This is a genomic window from Cyclobacterium xiamenense, assembly GCF_900109255.1.
Lineage (GTDB): Bacteria > Bacteroidota > Bacteroidia > Cytophagales > Cyclobacteriaceae > Cyclobacterium > Cyclobacterium xiamenense.
The window spans coordinates 39,699-55,547 of the sequence record NZ_FNZH01000001.1 but is presented as its reverse complement, the minus strand read 5'-3'; the positions used below and the strand labels follow the sequence as shown (position 1 = coordinate 55,547).

Sequence of the window (15,849 nt, the reverse complement as noted above, 5' to 3'; positions counted from 1 at the left end):
GTTTATTTCCACCAGTTTTCCAGGTAACTGAATTCCTCCTTCCGCTTCGCCCATAGCGGTTCGATTTCCGTTATTTCCTGATGGGTAGTCGCCATAAAATCCTTATTGGCTTTGCGTATGTGGAGCATACCCGAAAGTTGTCCCCAAACGAAAAGTGGAATTTTCGGTATGGCCCTCAGTACTTCCGGGGGGCTGTGATTAAAGGCAAGCAGGGTCAAAAAGCCCAATGCAAACAGGACCATGCAACCGACTAGCAGGAAGAAGTAGCTGACATTTACCCACAATGCCAGCAGGGCCATCAGGCCACTTATCCCCACGAGGATTACCATGGGAGGCATGGCCACCATCAAGGCAAAATAGATGCGGTTCCAATCCAGAGATACCAGGCCTTTTCCCAGTAGGCGAAGGGAAGCGGGTAATTGCCCGAAGAAGCTATTCAGCCACCTGCCCCGCTGCCGACCTATCTGCGTCGCAGCGGTGATTTTCTCGTCAAACAAGACGGCCGCACCCGCGTAGGCGATCCGAATACCTCGCTCCACCAGCTGCAATTGCAGTGACTTGTCTTCGGCGACTACCACCCCTTTTTCTTCCAAAACCTGCATCTCACCGGCGATATTTTCCCGATACAAGCCAATCTCCAGCGACATCCCCGAACCAGCAATGGTCGAGGAAGAACCCAGCAAATAGGGCACATTTCTGACGGCAAAATCATAGTAATATTCACCGAGGGCATCAAGCGCCGCGTAGGTTCCCTCCGTGTTTTTAGCGATTCGCTTTCCTTGCACCGCCTGAAAGCCATTGGCATGGTACCGGTCAATGACCCGCAAAAAATGTGCGGGGACGAGATTGTCCGGATCGAAGATAACCACATGGCTGTGGCCGTGGTCCATTTTTTCCAGGGCAAGGGCAATAGATGCCACTTTACTATTTAAAAAAGGCCGCGGCTGAAAAATTTTGAGTCGTTGATCCTGTACCTTAGCCTCGAAGTCTTCATCGATGCCGTCTGCTACCAGGTATACCTTAAAACTCGGATGATCCTGTTTCAGCAAGGCCCGAACCAGGGGCCAGGCAATGTCTTTTTCTTTATAAACGGTGATAATGCAGGCGAAATCCGCAACATAGGATTTTTCGTCAAGGGCTTCCTTTTTTCCTAAAACCGCGAATAGACCACTTCCTAAGGGAAACACAAGGTAAAAACAGCAAAGCCAGGCGATAATTTCAAACAAGATCAAAGCTTCAAAAATTAATGATTATTTTTATCCTAAATTTACTATTTCTTAAATACATTTCGACAACTTGCACCGATAAAAAACGAGATTTTTATGCGTAATTTTTCTCTTTCCAAATTTAAGCAACTTCCAATCGTAATGACCAGTATGTCTCGTTGGGACGGCGATTTTTCCTCGGCTTCCTGGTCGCTAGCCAAAACCTTCGCCCGGGACCAGGTGGTAATCTACGTAGACTACCCCTTTACCTTACTGGATTTTATTCGGGAACGAAAAAAACCAGGCGTAAAGGCAAGAAAGCGGGCCCTGCTTTTCGGAGAAAATTGCCTGATACCGCTTCCCGATTACGGACCCAACTTATACGCACTGACTCCCCCGCTCATGCTACCGATTAATTGGTTGCCACCGGGCTGGCTCTACCGCACATTGGCAGAGTGGAACAACCTGCGCTTAAGCAAGCAAATAACGAAAGGATTGCAGCATCTGGGGTGGACTGATTTTATTTTTTTTAATTCGTTTAACCCACTTTACTTGAGCAGTCTCCCCGAGGGTTTTTCCCCAAAGGCCTTTATTTATCAGTCACGGGACAACATACGGGCGCTTGAGCCCTATCTACGTAAACACGGTGCTTACTTGGAAGTTGAAGCCATACGAGAAGCCGATCTGAGTCTGGCCACCTCACGTCTTCTGCAAAAAGAATTGTCGGAATTGTCCGGACATACCGTCGCCTATTTTCCGAACGCGGCTGATTTTACCCTTTTTAAATCCGCCTACGAAAAAGCATTACCGCTACCCGAAGAGCTGCAGGAACTACCCAGGCCCATCATTGGGTATACCGGAAATATATGCCATCGGATCGACTACGAGATAATCAAGGGAATCTGCGAGAAATACCCCGAGAAAAGTGTGGTGCTTGTAGGCCCACGAAACCATTGGGGGCATACGAATATCGACCTGGACGCCCTCCCCAACTTGCATTTTACCGGACCGAAAAAAATTGAACAACTGCCCACATACCTGGCCCATTTTGACCTGTTGGTGTTGCCGTTTCTATGCAATGACGTTACCAGAAGTATTTATCCCCTGAAAATAAACGAATACCTTGCCTCCGGAAAACCCGTGGTGGCAACGCCTTTTTCCGAGGACATCCAGTCGTTTCACCCGCACATACGTTTGGAAGGTGAAAAGGAATCGTTTATTCGGGCAATTGACGAAGAATTGAAGCAGAACCTGCCTGAAAAAGCAGAAAAACGGTACCGGGAAGCCGCAGCCAATACCTGGGAGGGACGTGTTTCCCTTTTTTGGAAACTGGTCAATCAAACGTTTTCGCTTTGAAACAATGCCGGAACGGTACGCAGTAGAATTTTTAGGTCAAACCAAATGGAAAAATTCTTGACGTAGTCGTTATCCAAACTCAATCGTTCTTCTTCCGACATTTCGCCTCTTCCCCGTTTTTCTACTTGCCAAAGGCCGGTGATCCCCGCAGGTCCCAAAAAACGCAAGGAATACTTGTCCGTGGTGATCTTTTCAGCCTCGTATAAGGGCAACGGACGATTGCCTACCAGGGACATGTCGCCTCGCAGTACATTCCATAGCTGGGGCAACTCATCGATGCTGGTATTCCGGATAAATTTACCAATCCGGGTGACTCTGGGGTCGTCTTTGATTTTGATAAAGGCGGCTTCCTGATTGCCAGCCTTTTTTGCCAAAAGAATTTTCTCGCAGACCATTTTGTTATCGTCGTACATGGGCTGCAAGCAACCACCGCCAGCTTGTTCGCAAAATTCACACAACTCCTTCACTTCAGAAATAGAAGGGGCCGCCGTTTCTTCCTGCGCCGGATCTTCTGCCTTTTGGTATTGGTTGAGGTGTTTCAGTTGTTGCAATTTGGCATCGGCATCCGGATCCATTGATCGAAATTTATAAAATTTAAAAATCGTGTATCCGGTTCCAACGCGGTAAGAATAGTAAAAAATGGGACCTCGGGACTCCCATTTAATCAAAATGGAAACAATCAGGAACAAGGGAGACAGGGCAATCAGAATAAGCCCGGACACCACGATATCGAATAATCGTTTGATCAACGGCATCTTGTATTCTTTGACCGGTGTGATTTCGGACTCCTTGATTTTGCCAATAGGATGGCGAACCTGAAACTCAAGGCGGGTCAATAACTTCCCTGGATCAATGGGTTTCATGATGAAATCCGAAACTCCCTGCTTGATTGCCTGATAGATCTCTTCCCGGCTAGCCTGATCTACCAGCAAGAAAAACGGTAGGTGGCCAAAACCCAATTTTTCTATGGTCTGCTTCAACGGAAGTCCATGAACTCCCATCATCGAAGAATCACTCAAGACCATGAAAAAATCTCCCTTTAACTTGGATAGGTGATTGTAAAAGGTAATGCCATTCGAAAAGGTATTCATCTCGAATACGCCATCCACTGCTTGCGTGACCTCGTCAACGATGCGTTGATTTTCGGAAATCAACGCAATTTTTCGGACAGATTTATCCATTTATTGTTTGCAAAGTCGGTTTCCCGGTCCTTCGTAAGATGGAATTAATGCGGGCTTCCAATTCCTTTGGGTTGAATGGTTTTACCATAAAATCATCCGCACCAAGATTTAAAATATCAATCTTCTTTTCGGAGGATTCGGTCGCAGAAAGAACAATCAGCGGGATCGCCGAGAAAAAACCACTGGCACGAATCAATTCGACAAATTCGGTTCCGCTGATTTCAGGCATATTTAGATCGCAAATAATAATATCCGGCAGATTACCCTCGTGCATGGTAGCAACGGCATCTGCAGGCTTATTGAAAACATTCACTTCAAATTTACCCTTAAAGTAATGTTGGATGATCAATAAAACAGAAGGCTCATCATCGATAGCAAAAATTTTATAACTGCTTTTCATGACTGCGTAGGATTAAGGTGATTAGTATTGCCTGGTAAAGATACCAATCACCAAACAAATAAAAAAAGGTTTTACCTGTTATTTTTTAATAAAAATGGATTATTGTTGTTGAATATTTAATTTTTATTTTGATTTACTATCAAATACAAAATTTACTATTCGAACACCTAAAATCTGTGTTTAAATTATTTTTTTCTTTTCACCTGCTCTCCGACCTGTCCCCATTTCCAGCAGGCAAAAAAAAGCATTGTTTTCGGAAAATCGAAAACAATGCTCGGAGCGGAATTAAACCAGCTCGTTAGTACAATCCTTCGCGAAGCACCTGATCAAAATAGGCAATCGTTTCTACCAGTCCTTCCCGAAGCTGCACCTTGGGTTCCCATCCCAGCTTTTCCCGGGCCAAATCGATGTTTGGCTTCCGTTGCATCGGATCATCCTGAGGAAGAGGTAGAAATCTCAATTTACTTTTTGAACCGGTAAGTTCCAATACGTTCTCTGCCAACTCCAGCATCGTAAATTCGACGGGGTTTCCAATATTAACCGGACCGATAAAGTCACTTGGACTGTTCATCAAGCCGTGCATGCCGGCGATCAAATCACTTACGTAACCGAAACTTCTGGTTTGTTTTCCGTCACCAAAAATGGTTATGTCATCGCCTTTCAATGCCTGAACGATAAAATTACTTACGACCCGACCGTCGGATGGATGCATGCGGGGTCCATAGGTGTTGAATATCCGCATCACCTTAATTTGGAGCTTATGTTGTCGGTGGTAATCAAAAAACAAGGTTTCTGCGCACCGCTTCCCTTCATCGTAGCAGGCCCTGGGCCCGGTCACACTTACACTGCCTTTATACGATTCCGGCTGCGGGTGAATCTCCGGATCCCCGTATACCTCACTTGTACTTGCTTGCAGAATCTTAATTTTTAACCGTTTTGCCAACCCCAGCATATTGATTGCACCAAGCACGCTGGTCTTGGTGGTCTGTACCGGGTCAAACTGGTAATGGACCGGACTTGCCGGACAAGCAAGGTTGTAAATCTCGTCTACCTCCACATACAGGGGTAGCGTGACATCGTGGCGTAGAAATTCAAAATTCTTGTTGTCCAGCAAGTGATGAATGTTTTTTCTCCTGCCGGTAAAAAGATTATCTGCGCAAACTACCTCGTTTCCTTCACCTAAAAGTTTGTCGCAGAGATGGCTGCCCAAAAAACCAGCCCCTCCCGTTACTAAAATCCGCTTCATGTTTTTGAATTAACTAATAAAGAATAAAACCTAACAATAATTACAAAAGATAAACCAAAAATAATAAGAAATTTTCCATTGCTATAATTTATTTTTAAAAGTAGTGTTATTTTATATACTTTTGTGATCGGATTACCGGTTTTGGTTCCGGAAACTTACCATTAAACACAATATACCATGTTTAGAAATAACCCGTTACTGCTTGGGGGCAGTTTGTTAATGTTGGCATTTCTCACGGCTTTCACCCAATCACAGGCCCAGGATGGAAAAAGAGATCTGTACGAACTGAAAATATACCACCTGGAAACAGCGGCCCAGGAAAAAATGGTCGATGATTATTTGGAATCGGCCTTTATTCCGGCTGCGCATCGAGCCGGCGTGTCGAATGTGGGGGTATTCAAACCCTTGGCATCCGAAGCTGACGCCGGAAAAAAGATTTACTTGCTGTTGCCATTCAAGAATTCGAAGGAATATTTTCAATTTCAGGGAAAGTTAGACAAGGATCAGGCGTATCAGGCCGCGGGAAAAAGCTATATTTTTGCTGCCCACGATCAGGCGCCCTTCGTTCGTCTGGAAACGTTGCTGCTGCAAGCCTTTACCGGTAGTCCCCGAATGGCAACACCTAGCCTGACGGGGCCAAAGTCTGAACGAGTTTATGAATTGAGAAGTTACGAGGCCGCCACCGAACGTCTTTACCGGCAAAAAGTAAAAATGTTCAACAGCGGTGAAATTGACATTTTTGACAGGCTCAATTTTAATCCGGTTTTCTACGCCGAAACGCTTGCTGGAGCCAACATGCCCAATCTGGTCTACATGACCACCTTTGAGAACAAGGCAGACCGTGACGCCCATTGGGACGCCTTTCGGGTAGACCCGGACTGGGAAGCCATGAAGGACCTGGAAGAATACCGCAACACCGTGTCAAAAAACGATACGCGCCTTTTGTATCCGACCGAATATTCCGATTTCTAATCGCAAGCCGTACTTACACACGATACACCTCGCTGTCTCCTTTCATGGGGACAGCTTTTTTTTACTTCGGGCTGCGGTAATACAAGGCTGCCGTCGAAACTTTCTTTTGGATTAGCTTCACTTGGGCCAAAATATCCATGGTTTTTTGCAAGTGGCTTTGCGCTATCTCCGGGGAGGTGGCCCAGCGGGTTTGTCGCAACCATTTCTTTACGTCTGTAGCCTCCAGCTGGTACCTGTTGGCAATGGGAGACACAATCGCTTCTTTATCGGCCATTAGCCGGGCATTGGTACGGTAAATCTCCTCGAGCAGCCTATCGGCGAGGTCCGGATGCTTGGCGAGAAAATTTTCGGAAGCCACAATTACAAAACAAGGCCAGGGAGTAGGAATTTCGCCAATACGACGAAACCAACCCTTGGTTACCAAAGGTTGCGTTGTGTATTTTTCCCAAAGAAAAGCCTTCGGATTGTTGCTTTTTAACGATTTAATGGCGCCTTCGAGGTTCCCGATGATTTCAAAATCCATCGATCCGGTATCCCACCCCTGTTCGCTCGCGAGAAGAAAAGCCATCAAGTGGGAGCCCGAGCCCAGCCGACTTACCAAAAAAGGAACATTACGCAGCTCAGCTGGGTGCTGAAGTGCAGATTTTGCCGGTACGTGTATGCCCCATACCAACGGAGAATCTACGTGAAAACCGATGATTTTTCCAGGGTTACCTTCGATTTTATCTTTCACAAAACTCTCCGTGAGGATGATCGCCAAATCCGCATTACCCTCTCGGATGGCTTTGTTCATGGCTCCTGATCCTCTGGGTTCATCTTCCCAAACTAGCTGAAAATCATCCTCAAGGAAAGGTTGACTTTCGACCAGATTTAACCAGGGAAAATTAAAATGTTCGGGTACACCCGTAATGGTAATTTTTTCCATGGACAAAGATAAAAAGGAAATTTTATAGTTTCTAATATAGAAAAAAACCCCGTGCTCCCTCGGTTTCTTTGGTTTATAGGTTTTTTTCATGCACTTCATAAGGCAATTGTTAGCCGGTATTCCTATCTTTGTGTTTTGATACGGTTTTTCCTGAAAAAAGAAGCGTACGATAAATCAACCAAAAATCATTCCTTATGAAATTCAAACCTGGAGTTAAATACGGCGAAGAGCTGAAAGACCTGTTGGCTTATGCCAAAGAAAGTGAGTTTGCCATGCCGGCCGTTAACTGTATCAACAGCAATACAGTCAATTCCGTACTGGAGACTGCTAAACGTGTCAATTCTCCCGTGATGATCCAGTTTTCAAATGGTGGAGCTCAGTTTTTTGCGGGAAAAGGACTACCCAACGACAGACAGCAGGCTTCCATCGCCGGTGGCGTCTCCGGAGCTATGCATGTGCATAAAATGGCGGAAGTATACGGGGTGCCTGTAATCCTGCACACCGACCATGCCGCCAAAAAATTGCTTCCCTGGATAGACGGGCTCCTTGCAGAAGGAAAAGCCTATTATGAAGCCTTTAAAAAGCCCTTATTTAGTTCCCATATGCTGGACCTGTCGGAAGAGCCCCTCGAGGAAAATATTTCAATTTCGGTAGATTATTTTAGAGAGTTTGCCAAACTTCAAATGGCCATCGAAATCGAATTGGGCGTGACCGGTGGGGAAGAAGACGGAGTGGACAACACCGATGTGGACAGTTCCAAGCTGTATACCCAGCCGGAAGAAGTCGCCTATGCCTACGAAGCATTAAAAAAAGTAGGCGATCTGTTCACGGTCGCAGCCGCCTTTGGCAACGTTCATGGCGTGTACAAACCGGGAAATGTATCGCTGAAGCCCGTCATTCTAAAAAATTCCCAGGATTATATCAATGAAAAATTCGGTACGACCGGAAAACCCGTAAACTTCGTTTTCCACGGAGGATCCGGTTCTACCGTAGAAGAAATTCGGGAAGCAAACGGATACGGCTCCATCAAAATGAATATCGACACGGACCTGCAATGGGCCTTTTGGGAAGGCATTCTGAAGTACTACCAGGAAAAAGAAGGGTACCTGCAAACGCAACTGGGCAACCCGGATGGAGCAGACAATCCGAATAAAAAATTCTATGACCCCCGTGTATGGTTGCGTAAGGGCGAGGAAAACTTTGGCAAACGTCTGGAATTGGCCTTCGACATGTTGAATGCAATCAATCGAAACTAATGCAATTGAAACGTATGTATAACAAAAAAGCCATCCCTCGGGATGGCTTTTTTGTTAGTAACACTCCCCTATCTGGTTTCTCAACGTGGATATAGAGCCAGCTGACCAGCTGGTACTTACAGCTGCTTTCACAATTATCGATCTAACCTACCCCACTTGCAGTGTAAACGTGTGCACTGGTTCTTGTGAGCCACTGACTTGTTTCGAAATCGGTGATACCGAAGCACATGGGCCGTTATCGGTACGCCATTCGCACCGTTTCCAGTTCCCGAAGACTCCGGCTCAAGGTTGCAGCCATTGTTTCAGATACGCCTTTCTAGCCTCTGGATCTTCTGTTTGCACATAGTTGATTTTTTCCAGATGCCCTCGTTCCGGTAATAGGCTTCCACTCTCGGATGGACTCCCGAAAGTGCCCTGAATTACCAGCGGATTCCTATCCACCAGGTTTTCCAGTAAGTCCGGCAAATCGTAGTAGGGCAAAGCGTTAGCCACGGAGTAAGCGATTAATGAGGGATCGTATTCCTTGCGTTCTACCAATTCCCGGTAAGAAATCATGGGATCGATCAATGCGATCGATTGGTAAGCATCGCTGTAATTGGCGGCGTGCAACAATACGGCCGACATGGCTCCTTTGGCAACCCCGCGGATGTTTTCTTTACCCGAAGTTTCTTGCAGTACCTGTACCAGGCGATTGGCGTCTCCGGCATGCAAGCCAACCAGGCTTCGCCCGATCAAAATGCTCCCAAACCAGTGATTGTACGAATTGCCGCCAAAGTTTGAATCTCCATTAAAGGCGCCATCGCCCATTTCTCCGGTATTGAGCAAGTCCGGCGCCAATACGGTAGCACCTTCCCTGACGAGTGCCTCAATTTCGCCTCCTACGGCTGCATCAGCCGCTTTTCCCTCCGGATGCAGGTAAAGCACGGCTTCGGTACTTCCTTCGTTTGGCCGGAATAGTAGAAAAGGGAGCCAATAGCCGCCTTCTCCCTTTACCAGGTGCTTTTCGACGGTATACCCATCGCGTTGGTACCTACCGGTCATCATACGGTCTACTACTGGGGCAGGCTCCCGGTAGCCAGACAGTTCCCGTGAAGAAGCAACCCGCTCTGAGAGGCTTCCCTCCGGTCCGTCCACTGCCAATTCCTTGCTAAGCTCGTGTATTGTCTTTCCCGGATAGGTATCCAAGAGTTGTCCCGTCGGGCTCACGCGTAGTTCGGCCTGAGTCAGGGTGTCGATGGGTTCGTCCAGCGGCTTTCCGGGGTGCCGAAGGTGTTTTTGGAAAAAAGCGTACATGGCCTCGCGGTTACTTTTGGTGGAGGCATGGCCAGCGTCGTCTTCCACCATTTCCACGTTTTCTGGTTTGCCGTAGGCAGCGTAAATCCGACTAAGCTGGTTTCCTGTCTCCTTCGCTCCTTCTATATTAAATATATCCCTGGTCGTAGCGATCAGCAGATTTGGCTTGGGTGCCCGCACCAAAACCAGGTCCGGCTGATCCAAACCCGAGGAAATACCCCGGTAAAAATTCTGCTCGGCATCCTGCGGTCCATGGGTCAGCCACAATCGCTTGAAATTTGTCAGGTAATTCTCGGGAGCGGAAGCGTGAATTCGCTCGTCAAAAGCAGCGATATAGGACGCTTGCGTACCTCCACCCGATCTTCCGGTAATACCAATCCGCTCCCGGTCTACTTCGGGTCGGGAAATCAGGTAATCCACGGCCCGTATGCCATCCCAGATCATGTACTTCGCCTGGGAAGATCCGGCAATGAACGCCTGCGCACCCGGGTAGGAGTGTTGTTTGGTAGGACCGCCAATCGTTGGTTTGCCTGTCTTGGAATCGAAATACTCCAGGCGTTCGCCCTGACCCACCGGATCAAAGGCAAAAACAATGAACCCTTTTTTCACCAAATTGAGTATCACATGCTGGTAGGTGACACTGCGGTAAGCTTCGAGCGCATGCCCCGAACAGTACACGATGGCGGGCGCTTTGCCTGGTAATCCATCCGGTATAAAAAGTGTTCCGCTAAGATAAAAACCCGGCTGTGATTGAAAGACCAGGTGATCCATGCGGTAGCCTGGCTTTTGAACGGTACGGGTGATCTCTGGATGTAGCGGCGTTTTTTCCGGAAAGGGTCCCACCACCTCCATCAGCTTTGCTTTCACCTGCTTTTGCCATTCTTTCCAATCATCCAGTGTTTGGAGTTGCGCTACCGCTTCCTCCCGGGCATGCAGTAATTCAAAAGCTTGTGCTGCCTGGTATTTATACAAGGCATTGGGACCATCGGTGAAATTAACCCACTGTGGCTGAATCACCTTTAAATCCTCCTGGCCCAGACCAACGGTGGAAAGTAGTAGAACGAATAAAAGGGTTAACGAGACGTATTTCATGCGTTTTCTGGTTTTAATTGGAAATTCTTTCCTTCCATGCAGGGCAATCTTTTGATTGGGACTTTCCGGGAAAGCTGTTTGTATTTAATGACAAAAGGGAACGACAGTATGCCTTCCCTTTTGCCTTTTGTTGACCAGTTACGCTACCCGGTCTTGGATTAAACCTGATCGGGAATCACGTAGGGTGGACGGCTGGGTCGGGTCAGCAGTGTGTCTGCCTCGGTATCGTTGGCGAACTTCTCGTATTCTCCCATGAACTTCAGTTCTCTTCCCAATCGGTAGGAAATGTTTGCGATCAGCGGTAAAGCGGAGGAGTAGTAGCCCTCCCGGATATCGCAATGCAAGCTTTCCTTTTTGCCGTCACGGATGGCATCCAGAAAGTTGGCATAATGCTCCGCACCACCGGGTGCTGCCAAGACGTTTGAACCAGCAGATCCTTCAGCCGTCGCTGTTTGCGAGCCGGCGAAGGGTTCTTTTTCGTCTTTTCTAAAGGCTTTCCAAGTGCTCCCATCGAGTTCCAGGTAGCCGTCGGTTCCGTAGAACATGTTTCCAATTTTGATTCCCAGGCTGGACTCTCCGTGGGTATACCTGCCCCGGGTTTCAAATTCCAACACCTTACCATCGTCGTATTTAAATAGAGAAGTCTGCGTATTGGGTGTTTCCTGGGAGCATTCCTGAGGAGTCATGCCATAAATTCCACCGGTGGAAAAAACGGATACGGGGTGTTCGTTTTTATTCAACCCCCATCGGGCGATATCAAATTGATGGGGTCCCTGGTTTCCGGTATCACCGTTGCCGGTATCCCAGTGCCAGTGCCAGTTGTAGTGGCCTTTTTTCTCATTGTACGCCCGGTAGGGAGCAGGGCCTAACCAGAGGTCGTAGTGCAAGCCGGCCGGTGGCGCACTGTCTCGCGCGATTCCAAAGGAATTTCTAGGCTTGTAACAAAGTCCCCGGGCCATGTATACATCCCCAATGTTTCCATCGTGCAAGAACTTCATGGCTTCCATCACATTCTGAATGGATCGGTTTTGGAAACCCACCTGCACGATGCGGTTGTACTTTCGGGCGGCTTCGATCATCTTCCGTCCTTCAAACACATTGTGGCTGGCAGGTTTTTCTACATAAATGTGCTTCCCCGCCTGACAGGCCCAAATGGTACCCAGGGCATGCCAATGGTTTGGAGTAGCGAAAGATACGGCGTCAATGTCCGGATCTTCAAAAACCGTCCGCATGTCGTAGGCCGTTCCGGGCTTGTCCCCTACCCGATCGTTGACCAGCTTTACTTTTTCTGCCCAGGTATTTTCGTCGGTATCACAAAGGGTTTTGATCACCACGTTGCGGCTTTCTTTCAATTTACAAAATTGGTTGATATGGTTGGTTCCCTGACCGCGTATCCCAATTATTGCCAAATGCATTCGCTCGTTGGCTCCCAGGATATTACCGTAGGACTTTGCACTCATGGTTATCCCTGCCATGGCAATGCCTGCACTGCCCAGCAGGCTCTTTTTAATAAATTCTCTTCGTTCAGTCATGCGTAATTTTCGGTTTATTTTTTGTACTACTTATAGTTTCTTCATAAAATTCTCGACCATACCTTTCTGCTCGATCATGGATGCGATTTTATCCAGGGGATTGCTGTGCGCTTCCAGTAAAATCCAACCCCGGTATCCTGCCCGATCCAACAGGCGGAAAAGTTGCTGATAGGGATAGGTATTTTCATTAAACGCCCGCACATGCGTGGTATCCCCCAATCGGTCTTGCACCAATGCAAAATTGGCTTCAAGGCCGGGTTCCATCAGATCGGTATCGTTGCTATTCCAGCAAATTTTCACGTTCGAAGAGGTAACTTGATCGAAAATCGCCTTCATCACCGGCAATTGCTGGGTGATTTTTCCGTGCACCTCTACCCGGATCAATTGGCCGTGGTCGGCTGCAAACGCGCCTATCTCGTTAAATGATTTGGCAATTTGAGCGATGGTTTTCTCCCGGGACACGCCCTCGGGAAGGGTGTTGGGTTTTACCTTGATCCCGGTAGCACCGATATCCTGGCATAACTGAATATAGGTCTTGGTCTGCTGCAGGTTTGCTACCAGCACGGCCGGATCCGGGCTATGAAATTCAAAGTTGCTACCGTACCCGATGCAGGTGACCGAGCTATCTTCAAACTGCTTGCGTACTTCCCTTCGTTCTTTTTTGCTAAGCGATGCTTCCACCCCGTGGGCGTGTTCCGTCCGCAATTCCACACCCGCATACCCGGTTTTCTCACAGGTAGCTATGAGTTCGGGCAAAGCCCAGTCTTTTCCCCATAAATACGTCACCAAACCAAATTTCATGGGTGTGCTTTTGGGATACCAGGACGACAGGCCGCTCAGCACAAGTCCAGAGATCAACGTCCGTTTGATGAATTCACGTCTTTCGGTAGATTTTTCACCCATGATTAATCCCATTTTACGTGAAAGATAGAGGTGATTCCGTCTTCTGGAAAGGGATTACCTGCGTCGAAGGGATACAAGGCTTGTTGCGGTTCCAGTACCACTTTTTCTTCGTTGAGACTTCCATCGGCATGCAACGCTTTAGACAGATCCAAGCCCAGGTGTTTGGCAAGAAAGGGATAAACGGCCTGCCGTTTTTTGGCATCGTAACCGTGGTTATCCTCCGGTATGTGTACATTCTGTACCTGTTCGGGCTTGCCCTTCAGTTCGTAAATGTATTGCAGGTGTGGGTATTCTACTTCGGGGGTGTTTTTGGTCCAATCCCCACCCACCGACACCAGCAGTAAAGGCTTGGGAGCGACCAGTGCAGCTATTTCCACGTTATTGGTTTGAAAGTCTTTGGACCGGTGAATCGGCATACCGCTTTCACACACGCAGCCACCAAAAAAATGGGCCGAAACCATGACAACCGGGGCGGAAACATCTATCCGGTCGTCCACCGCGGCGAGTAGAAAGGATTGAGTTCCTCCCCCCGAGGCTCCGGTTACTGCCAGGCGCTCGGGGTCAGCACCCAGTGAGAGTATAAAATCCACACTTCGGATGCTGTTCCACAACTGTAGCTTAAGGATTTCACCGTCAGCCCGGTGTTCCCATCCGAGTTCCTTTTGCTGTCCGTACCCAATGGCATCGTAAGCAACTACCAGTGCTCCCATCCTTGCCATTGAAGCAAATCGTTTCTGTGCATCTGCCCGGTATCGACCAACCTCCCCTTCCTGGTCCCAATGTCCGTGCGGACTCAGAATTCCGGGTAATTTTCCTTCCGGGTCAGTTGGTTGGTAAATACTTCCTGTCACGTATACCCCCGGCAAGCTTTCAAAGGCTACGTTTTGCACCTTATACCCATCGTATACCCGCACTTCCCCTAAAACAGGATTCAGTGGGGTCTTTTTGGGCATTTTTGTCAAGCCGGTCCCTTGCAATAGTTGTTTTCGAATGGCTTTTGCCCGCCTATCCCAGGCTTTTTCGGAAGGGTAGGCTTCCCGCATGGTTTGAAGAAAAGCCGCGCCCTCTTCTTCGGTCCAGTGTGCGCCCACGCAAAGCATGTCGGAGGCTTCGGTTTGGGAAACTGCCGCGGAAAACGGCACAAGCAAACAGGAAAAGAGTATGGCCCATAAACCGGTAGTTCGGTACATTGACTGATGTTTCATAGGAATTGGGTTAGTTTTTAAGCCATTTGTCCCACCAGGCAAAGGCTTCCTGCTGCATGGGTTGATCAAATTTGTGAGGTCCGGGATAATACGATGCCTTGTATCGATCGGAAGCGCCGACCTTCTCGTAGATACGCTGTAGGATTGCATCTGCTTTTTTCATTTCGGGAAGGGTATACAATTGGTCTTGCTCGTCATTTAAAACCAGCGTTGGAAGGGGAACCCGCAAACCTAGTATTTCCGGAAAATCAAGCTCTTCCGGCAACCTGGGTACGTAGGTCATCCAGGTATGGGTGAAGGATTTGTGCAAAAGGAAGTCGGTCCAGGTACTCATAAACCCTACACACACGGCACAGCGGATGCGCGCATCCAGCCCTGCCATCATCACCGTCCGCAGCCCTCCACCGGACAATCCCCCACAACCCAGGCGGCTTTCGTCCACATCGGGGCGGGACGCCAGGATATCCAGGGCCATTTGATCCTCCGCAAAGAAAACGCCCGGCCAGGTAGTCCCCCCACAAAACAGGGATTTTGCCATCACGTGTTCGTGCGCCCCTGCCCATTGGTTATACGCCTCGATGGACGTGGGATTTTCCGGATCGCTATCGTTCAGGCCCGAACGCTGATTTTCGGGAACATCCTCCAGCATTACCCGCCGACTGGCAAAGGTGAATGCATCGGAAACCATGACCACATAGCCCCTTTTGGCTACCTCATTGGCCCAAGCCATTCCTTCGTAGTAATGCTCCTGATGCGATTTCATCAGCGGGTGCTGTTCTTTTCCTGTTTTGGTGATTTTTCTCCAACCAAAATATTTATTTCCACCGTGGTCGTGAAAAGCCAAAATGCCCGGCAACCTGCCCTCCGCATTTTCCGGTTTCAAAACCAATGCTTTGGTGGGTCGTCCATAGGGAAGTTGCCAGGATACTTCCTCTATCCGCAGACCATCGTACGTGTGGGAGTCATGGACCGTCACACGTGGACGCTCACCGAGGACGGGGATGCCCAACCGTTCCCGGGTACGGGAGAGGGCGAGGGTTTTCCATTCGGATAAATCGGTAAAGGAATCGTTTCGGAATGAAAGGGAGGGTAGTTCCCGACTCATGACCCGGTCCAACCAGGGGCCGTAAGGGCCGATGATACTTTGCTCTGCCCGATACCGACTGTCCGAGGCGGGCGTAGGTTCGGCATTTGATGCGCTCGGTAGGGAAAACCCCGCCGCCAGACTTGCGCCAGCAAGTCCCGCTTTTTTGATAAAATCTCTTCGCTCGTTTTCCATTACC

The 15,849-nt window shown here is 48.4% G+C and carries 13 protein-coding genes; 3 read left to right on the top strand and 10 right to left on the bottom strand.

Features of this window, described 5'->3' with window-relative positions; all coding sequences use genetic code 11:
- Nucleotides 1-2: 2 nt before the first annotated feature.
- Nucleotides 3-1,187, bottom strand: a complete 1,185-nt coding sequence (locus BMW71_RS00180; RefSeq protein WP_244891025.1) for a glycosyltransferase — start codon at nucleotides 1,185-1,187, stop codon at nucleotides 3-5.
- Between the two features lie 135 nt (nucleotides 1,188-1,322).
- Here BMW71_RS00180 and BMW71_RS00175 point away from each other — a divergent pair, with 135 nt between their 5' ends.
- Nucleotides 1,323-2,561, top strand: coding sequence for a glycosyltransferase (locus BMW71_RS00175; RefSeq protein WP_244891024.1), 1,239 nt, complete (start codon nucleotides 1,323-1,325; stop codon nucleotides 2,559-2,561).
- Here the strand turns inward: BMW71_RS00175 and BMW71_RS24065 are convergent.
- From BMW71_RS24065 to BMW71_RS00160, 3 genes are all read right to left on the bottom strand, one after another.
- On the bottom strand, nucleotides 2,543-3,742 hold the full coding sequence (locus tag BMW71_RS24065; RefSeq protein WP_092167850.1) for a sugar transferase: 1,200 nt from the start codon (nucleotides 3,740-3,742) through the stop codon (nucleotides 2,543-2,545). The genes BMW71_RS00175 and BMW71_RS24065 overlap by 19 nt on opposite strands.
- Nucleotides 3,735-4,142, bottom strand: coding sequence for a response regulator transcription factor (locus BMW71_RS00165; RefSeq protein WP_092167847.1), 408 nt, complete (start codon nucleotides 4,140-4,142; stop codon nucleotides 3,735-3,737). Before BMW71_RS00165 ends, BMW71_RS24065 begins: the two co-directional genes overlap by 8 nt.
- Before the next feature lie 298 nt (nucleotides 4,143-4,440).
- Nucleotides 4,441-5,388, bottom strand: coding sequence for a UDP-glucuronic acid decarboxylase family protein (locus BMW71_RS00160; RefSeq protein WP_092167845.1), 948 nt, complete (start codon nucleotides 5,386-5,388; stop codon nucleotides 4,441-4,443).
- A 177-nt stretch (nucleotides 5,389-5,565) separates the two neighbouring features.
- On the opposite strand from BMW71_RS00160, the gene BMW71_RS00155 reads away from it, so the two are divergent.
- A complete protein-coding gene (locus tag BMW71_RS00155) occupies nucleotides 5,566-6,360 on the top strand; it encodes an NIPSNAP family protein (RefSeq protein ID WP_317041109.1) in 795 nt (264 codons plus the stop codon).
- Between the two features lie 61 nt (nucleotides 6,361-6,421).
- Here the strand turns inward: BMW71_RS00155 and BMW71_RS00150 are convergent, their stop codons facing one another.
- Entirely contained in the window at nucleotides 6,422-7,285 is an 864-nt protein-coding gene (locus BMW71_RS00150) for a type 2 periplasmic-binding domain-containing protein (protein ID WP_092170061.1), read from the bottom strand.
- Between the two features lie 194 nt (nucleotides 7,286-7,479).
- Here BMW71_RS00150 and fbaA point away from each other — a divergent pair, with 194 nt between their 5' ends.
- Nucleotides 7,480-8,541, top strand: coding sequence for a class II fructose-bisphosphate aldolase (gene fbaA, locus BMW71_RS00145; protein ID WP_092167842.1), 1,062 nt, complete (start codon nucleotides 7,480-7,482; stop codon nucleotides 8,539-8,541).
- Between the two features lie 282 nt (nucleotides 8,542-8,823).
- Here the strand turns inward: fbaA and BMW71_RS00140 are convergent, their stop codons facing one another.
- The 5 genes from BMW71_RS00140 to BMW71_RS00120 all read right to left on the bottom strand — a co-directional run bounded on the left by BMW71_RS00140 (nucleotide 8,824) and on the right by BMW71_RS00120 (nucleotide 15,845).
- Nucleotides 8,824-10,926 carry an alpha/beta hydrolase family protein gene (locus BMW71_RS00140; protein WP_092167839.1) on the bottom strand — a complete coding sequence of 701 codons (2,103 nt, stop codon included), beginning with the start codon at nucleotides 10,924-10,926 and terminating at the stop codon, nucleotides 8,824-8,826.
- A gap of 158 nt (nucleotides 10,927-11,084) precedes the next feature.
- Nucleotides 11,085-12,458, bottom strand: a complete 1,374-nt coding sequence (locus BMW71_RS00135; RefSeq protein WP_092167837.1) for a Gfo/Idh/MocA family protein — start codon at nucleotides 12,456-12,458, stop codon at nucleotides 11,085-11,087.
- A 30-nt stretch (nucleotides 12,459-12,488) separates the two neighbouring features.
- Complete coding sequence (locus BMW71_RS00130) at nucleotides 12,489-13,361, bottom strand: sugar phosphate isomerase/epimerase family protein (RefSeq protein WP_092170058.1); 873 nt, start codon at nucleotides 13,359-13,361, stop codon at nucleotides 12,489-12,491.
- A 2-nt stretch (nucleotides 13,362-13,363) separates the two neighbouring features.
- Nucleotides 13,364-14,566 carry an alpha/beta hydrolase family protein gene (locus BMW71_RS00125; RefSeq protein WP_244891023.1) on the bottom strand — a complete coding sequence of 401 codons (1,203 nt, stop codon included), beginning with the start codon at nucleotides 14,564-14,566 and terminating at the stop codon, nucleotides 13,364-13,366.
- 10 nt (nucleotides 14,567-14,576) lie between these two features.
- Complete coding sequence (locus BMW71_RS00120) at nucleotides 14,577-15,845, bottom strand: prolyl oligopeptidase family serine peptidase (RefSeq protein WP_092167831.1); 1,269 nt, start codon at nucleotides 15,843-15,845, stop codon at nucleotides 14,577-14,579.
- Nucleotides 15,846-15,849 lie beyond the last annotated feature (4 nt).

Bases quoted from the DNA above. Each gene is read 5' to 3' on its own strand.
- BMW71_RS00175 (WP_244891024.1), top strand. From the start codon at position 1,323: ATGCGTAATTTTTCTCTTTCCAAATTTAAGCAACTTCCAATCGTAATG.
- BMW71_RS00120 (WP_092167831.1), bottom strand. From the start codon at position 15,845: ATGGAAAACGAGCGAAGAGATTTTATCAAAAAAGCGGGACTTGCTGGC.
- BMW71_RS00125 (WP_244891023.1), bottom strand. From the start codon at position 14,566: ATGAAACATCAGTCAATGTACCGAACTACCGGTTTATGGGCCATACTC.
- BMW71_RS00150 (WP_092170061.1), bottom strand. From the start codon at position 7,285: ATGGAAAAAATTACCATTACGGGTGTACCCGAACATTTTAATTTTCCC.
- BMW71_RS00130 (WP_092170058.1), bottom strand. From the start codon at position 13,361: ATGGGTGAAAAATCTACCGAAAGACGTGAATTCATCAAACGGACGTTG.
- fbaA (WP_092167842.1), top strand. From the start codon at position 7,480: ATGAAATTCAAACCTGGAGTTAAATACGGCGAAGAGCTGAAAGACCTG.
- BMW71_RS00165 (WP_092167847.1), bottom strand. From the start codon at position 4,142: ATGAAAAGCAGTTATAAAATTTTTGCTATCGATGATGAGCCTTCTGTT.
- BMW71_RS00155 (WP_317041109.1), top strand. From the start codon at position 5,566: ATGTTTAGAAATAACCCGTTACTGCTTGGGGGCAGTTTGTTAATGTTG.
- BMW71_RS00140 (WP_092167839.1), bottom strand. From the start codon at position 10,926: ATGAAATACGTCTCGTTAACCCTTTTATTCGTTCTACTACTTTCCACC.
- BMW71_RS00160 (WP_092167845.1), bottom strand. From the start codon at position 5,388: ATGAAGCGGATTTTAGTAACGGGAGGGGCTGGTTTTTTGGGCAGCCAT.
- BMW71_RS00135 (WP_092167837.1), bottom strand. From the start codon at position 12,458: ATGACTGAACGAAGAGAATTTATTAAAAAGAGCCTGCTGGGCAGTGCA.
- BMW71_RS24065 (WP_092167850.1), bottom strand. From the start codon at position 3,742: ATGGATAAATCTGTCCGAAAAATTGCGTTGATTTCCGAAAATCAACGC.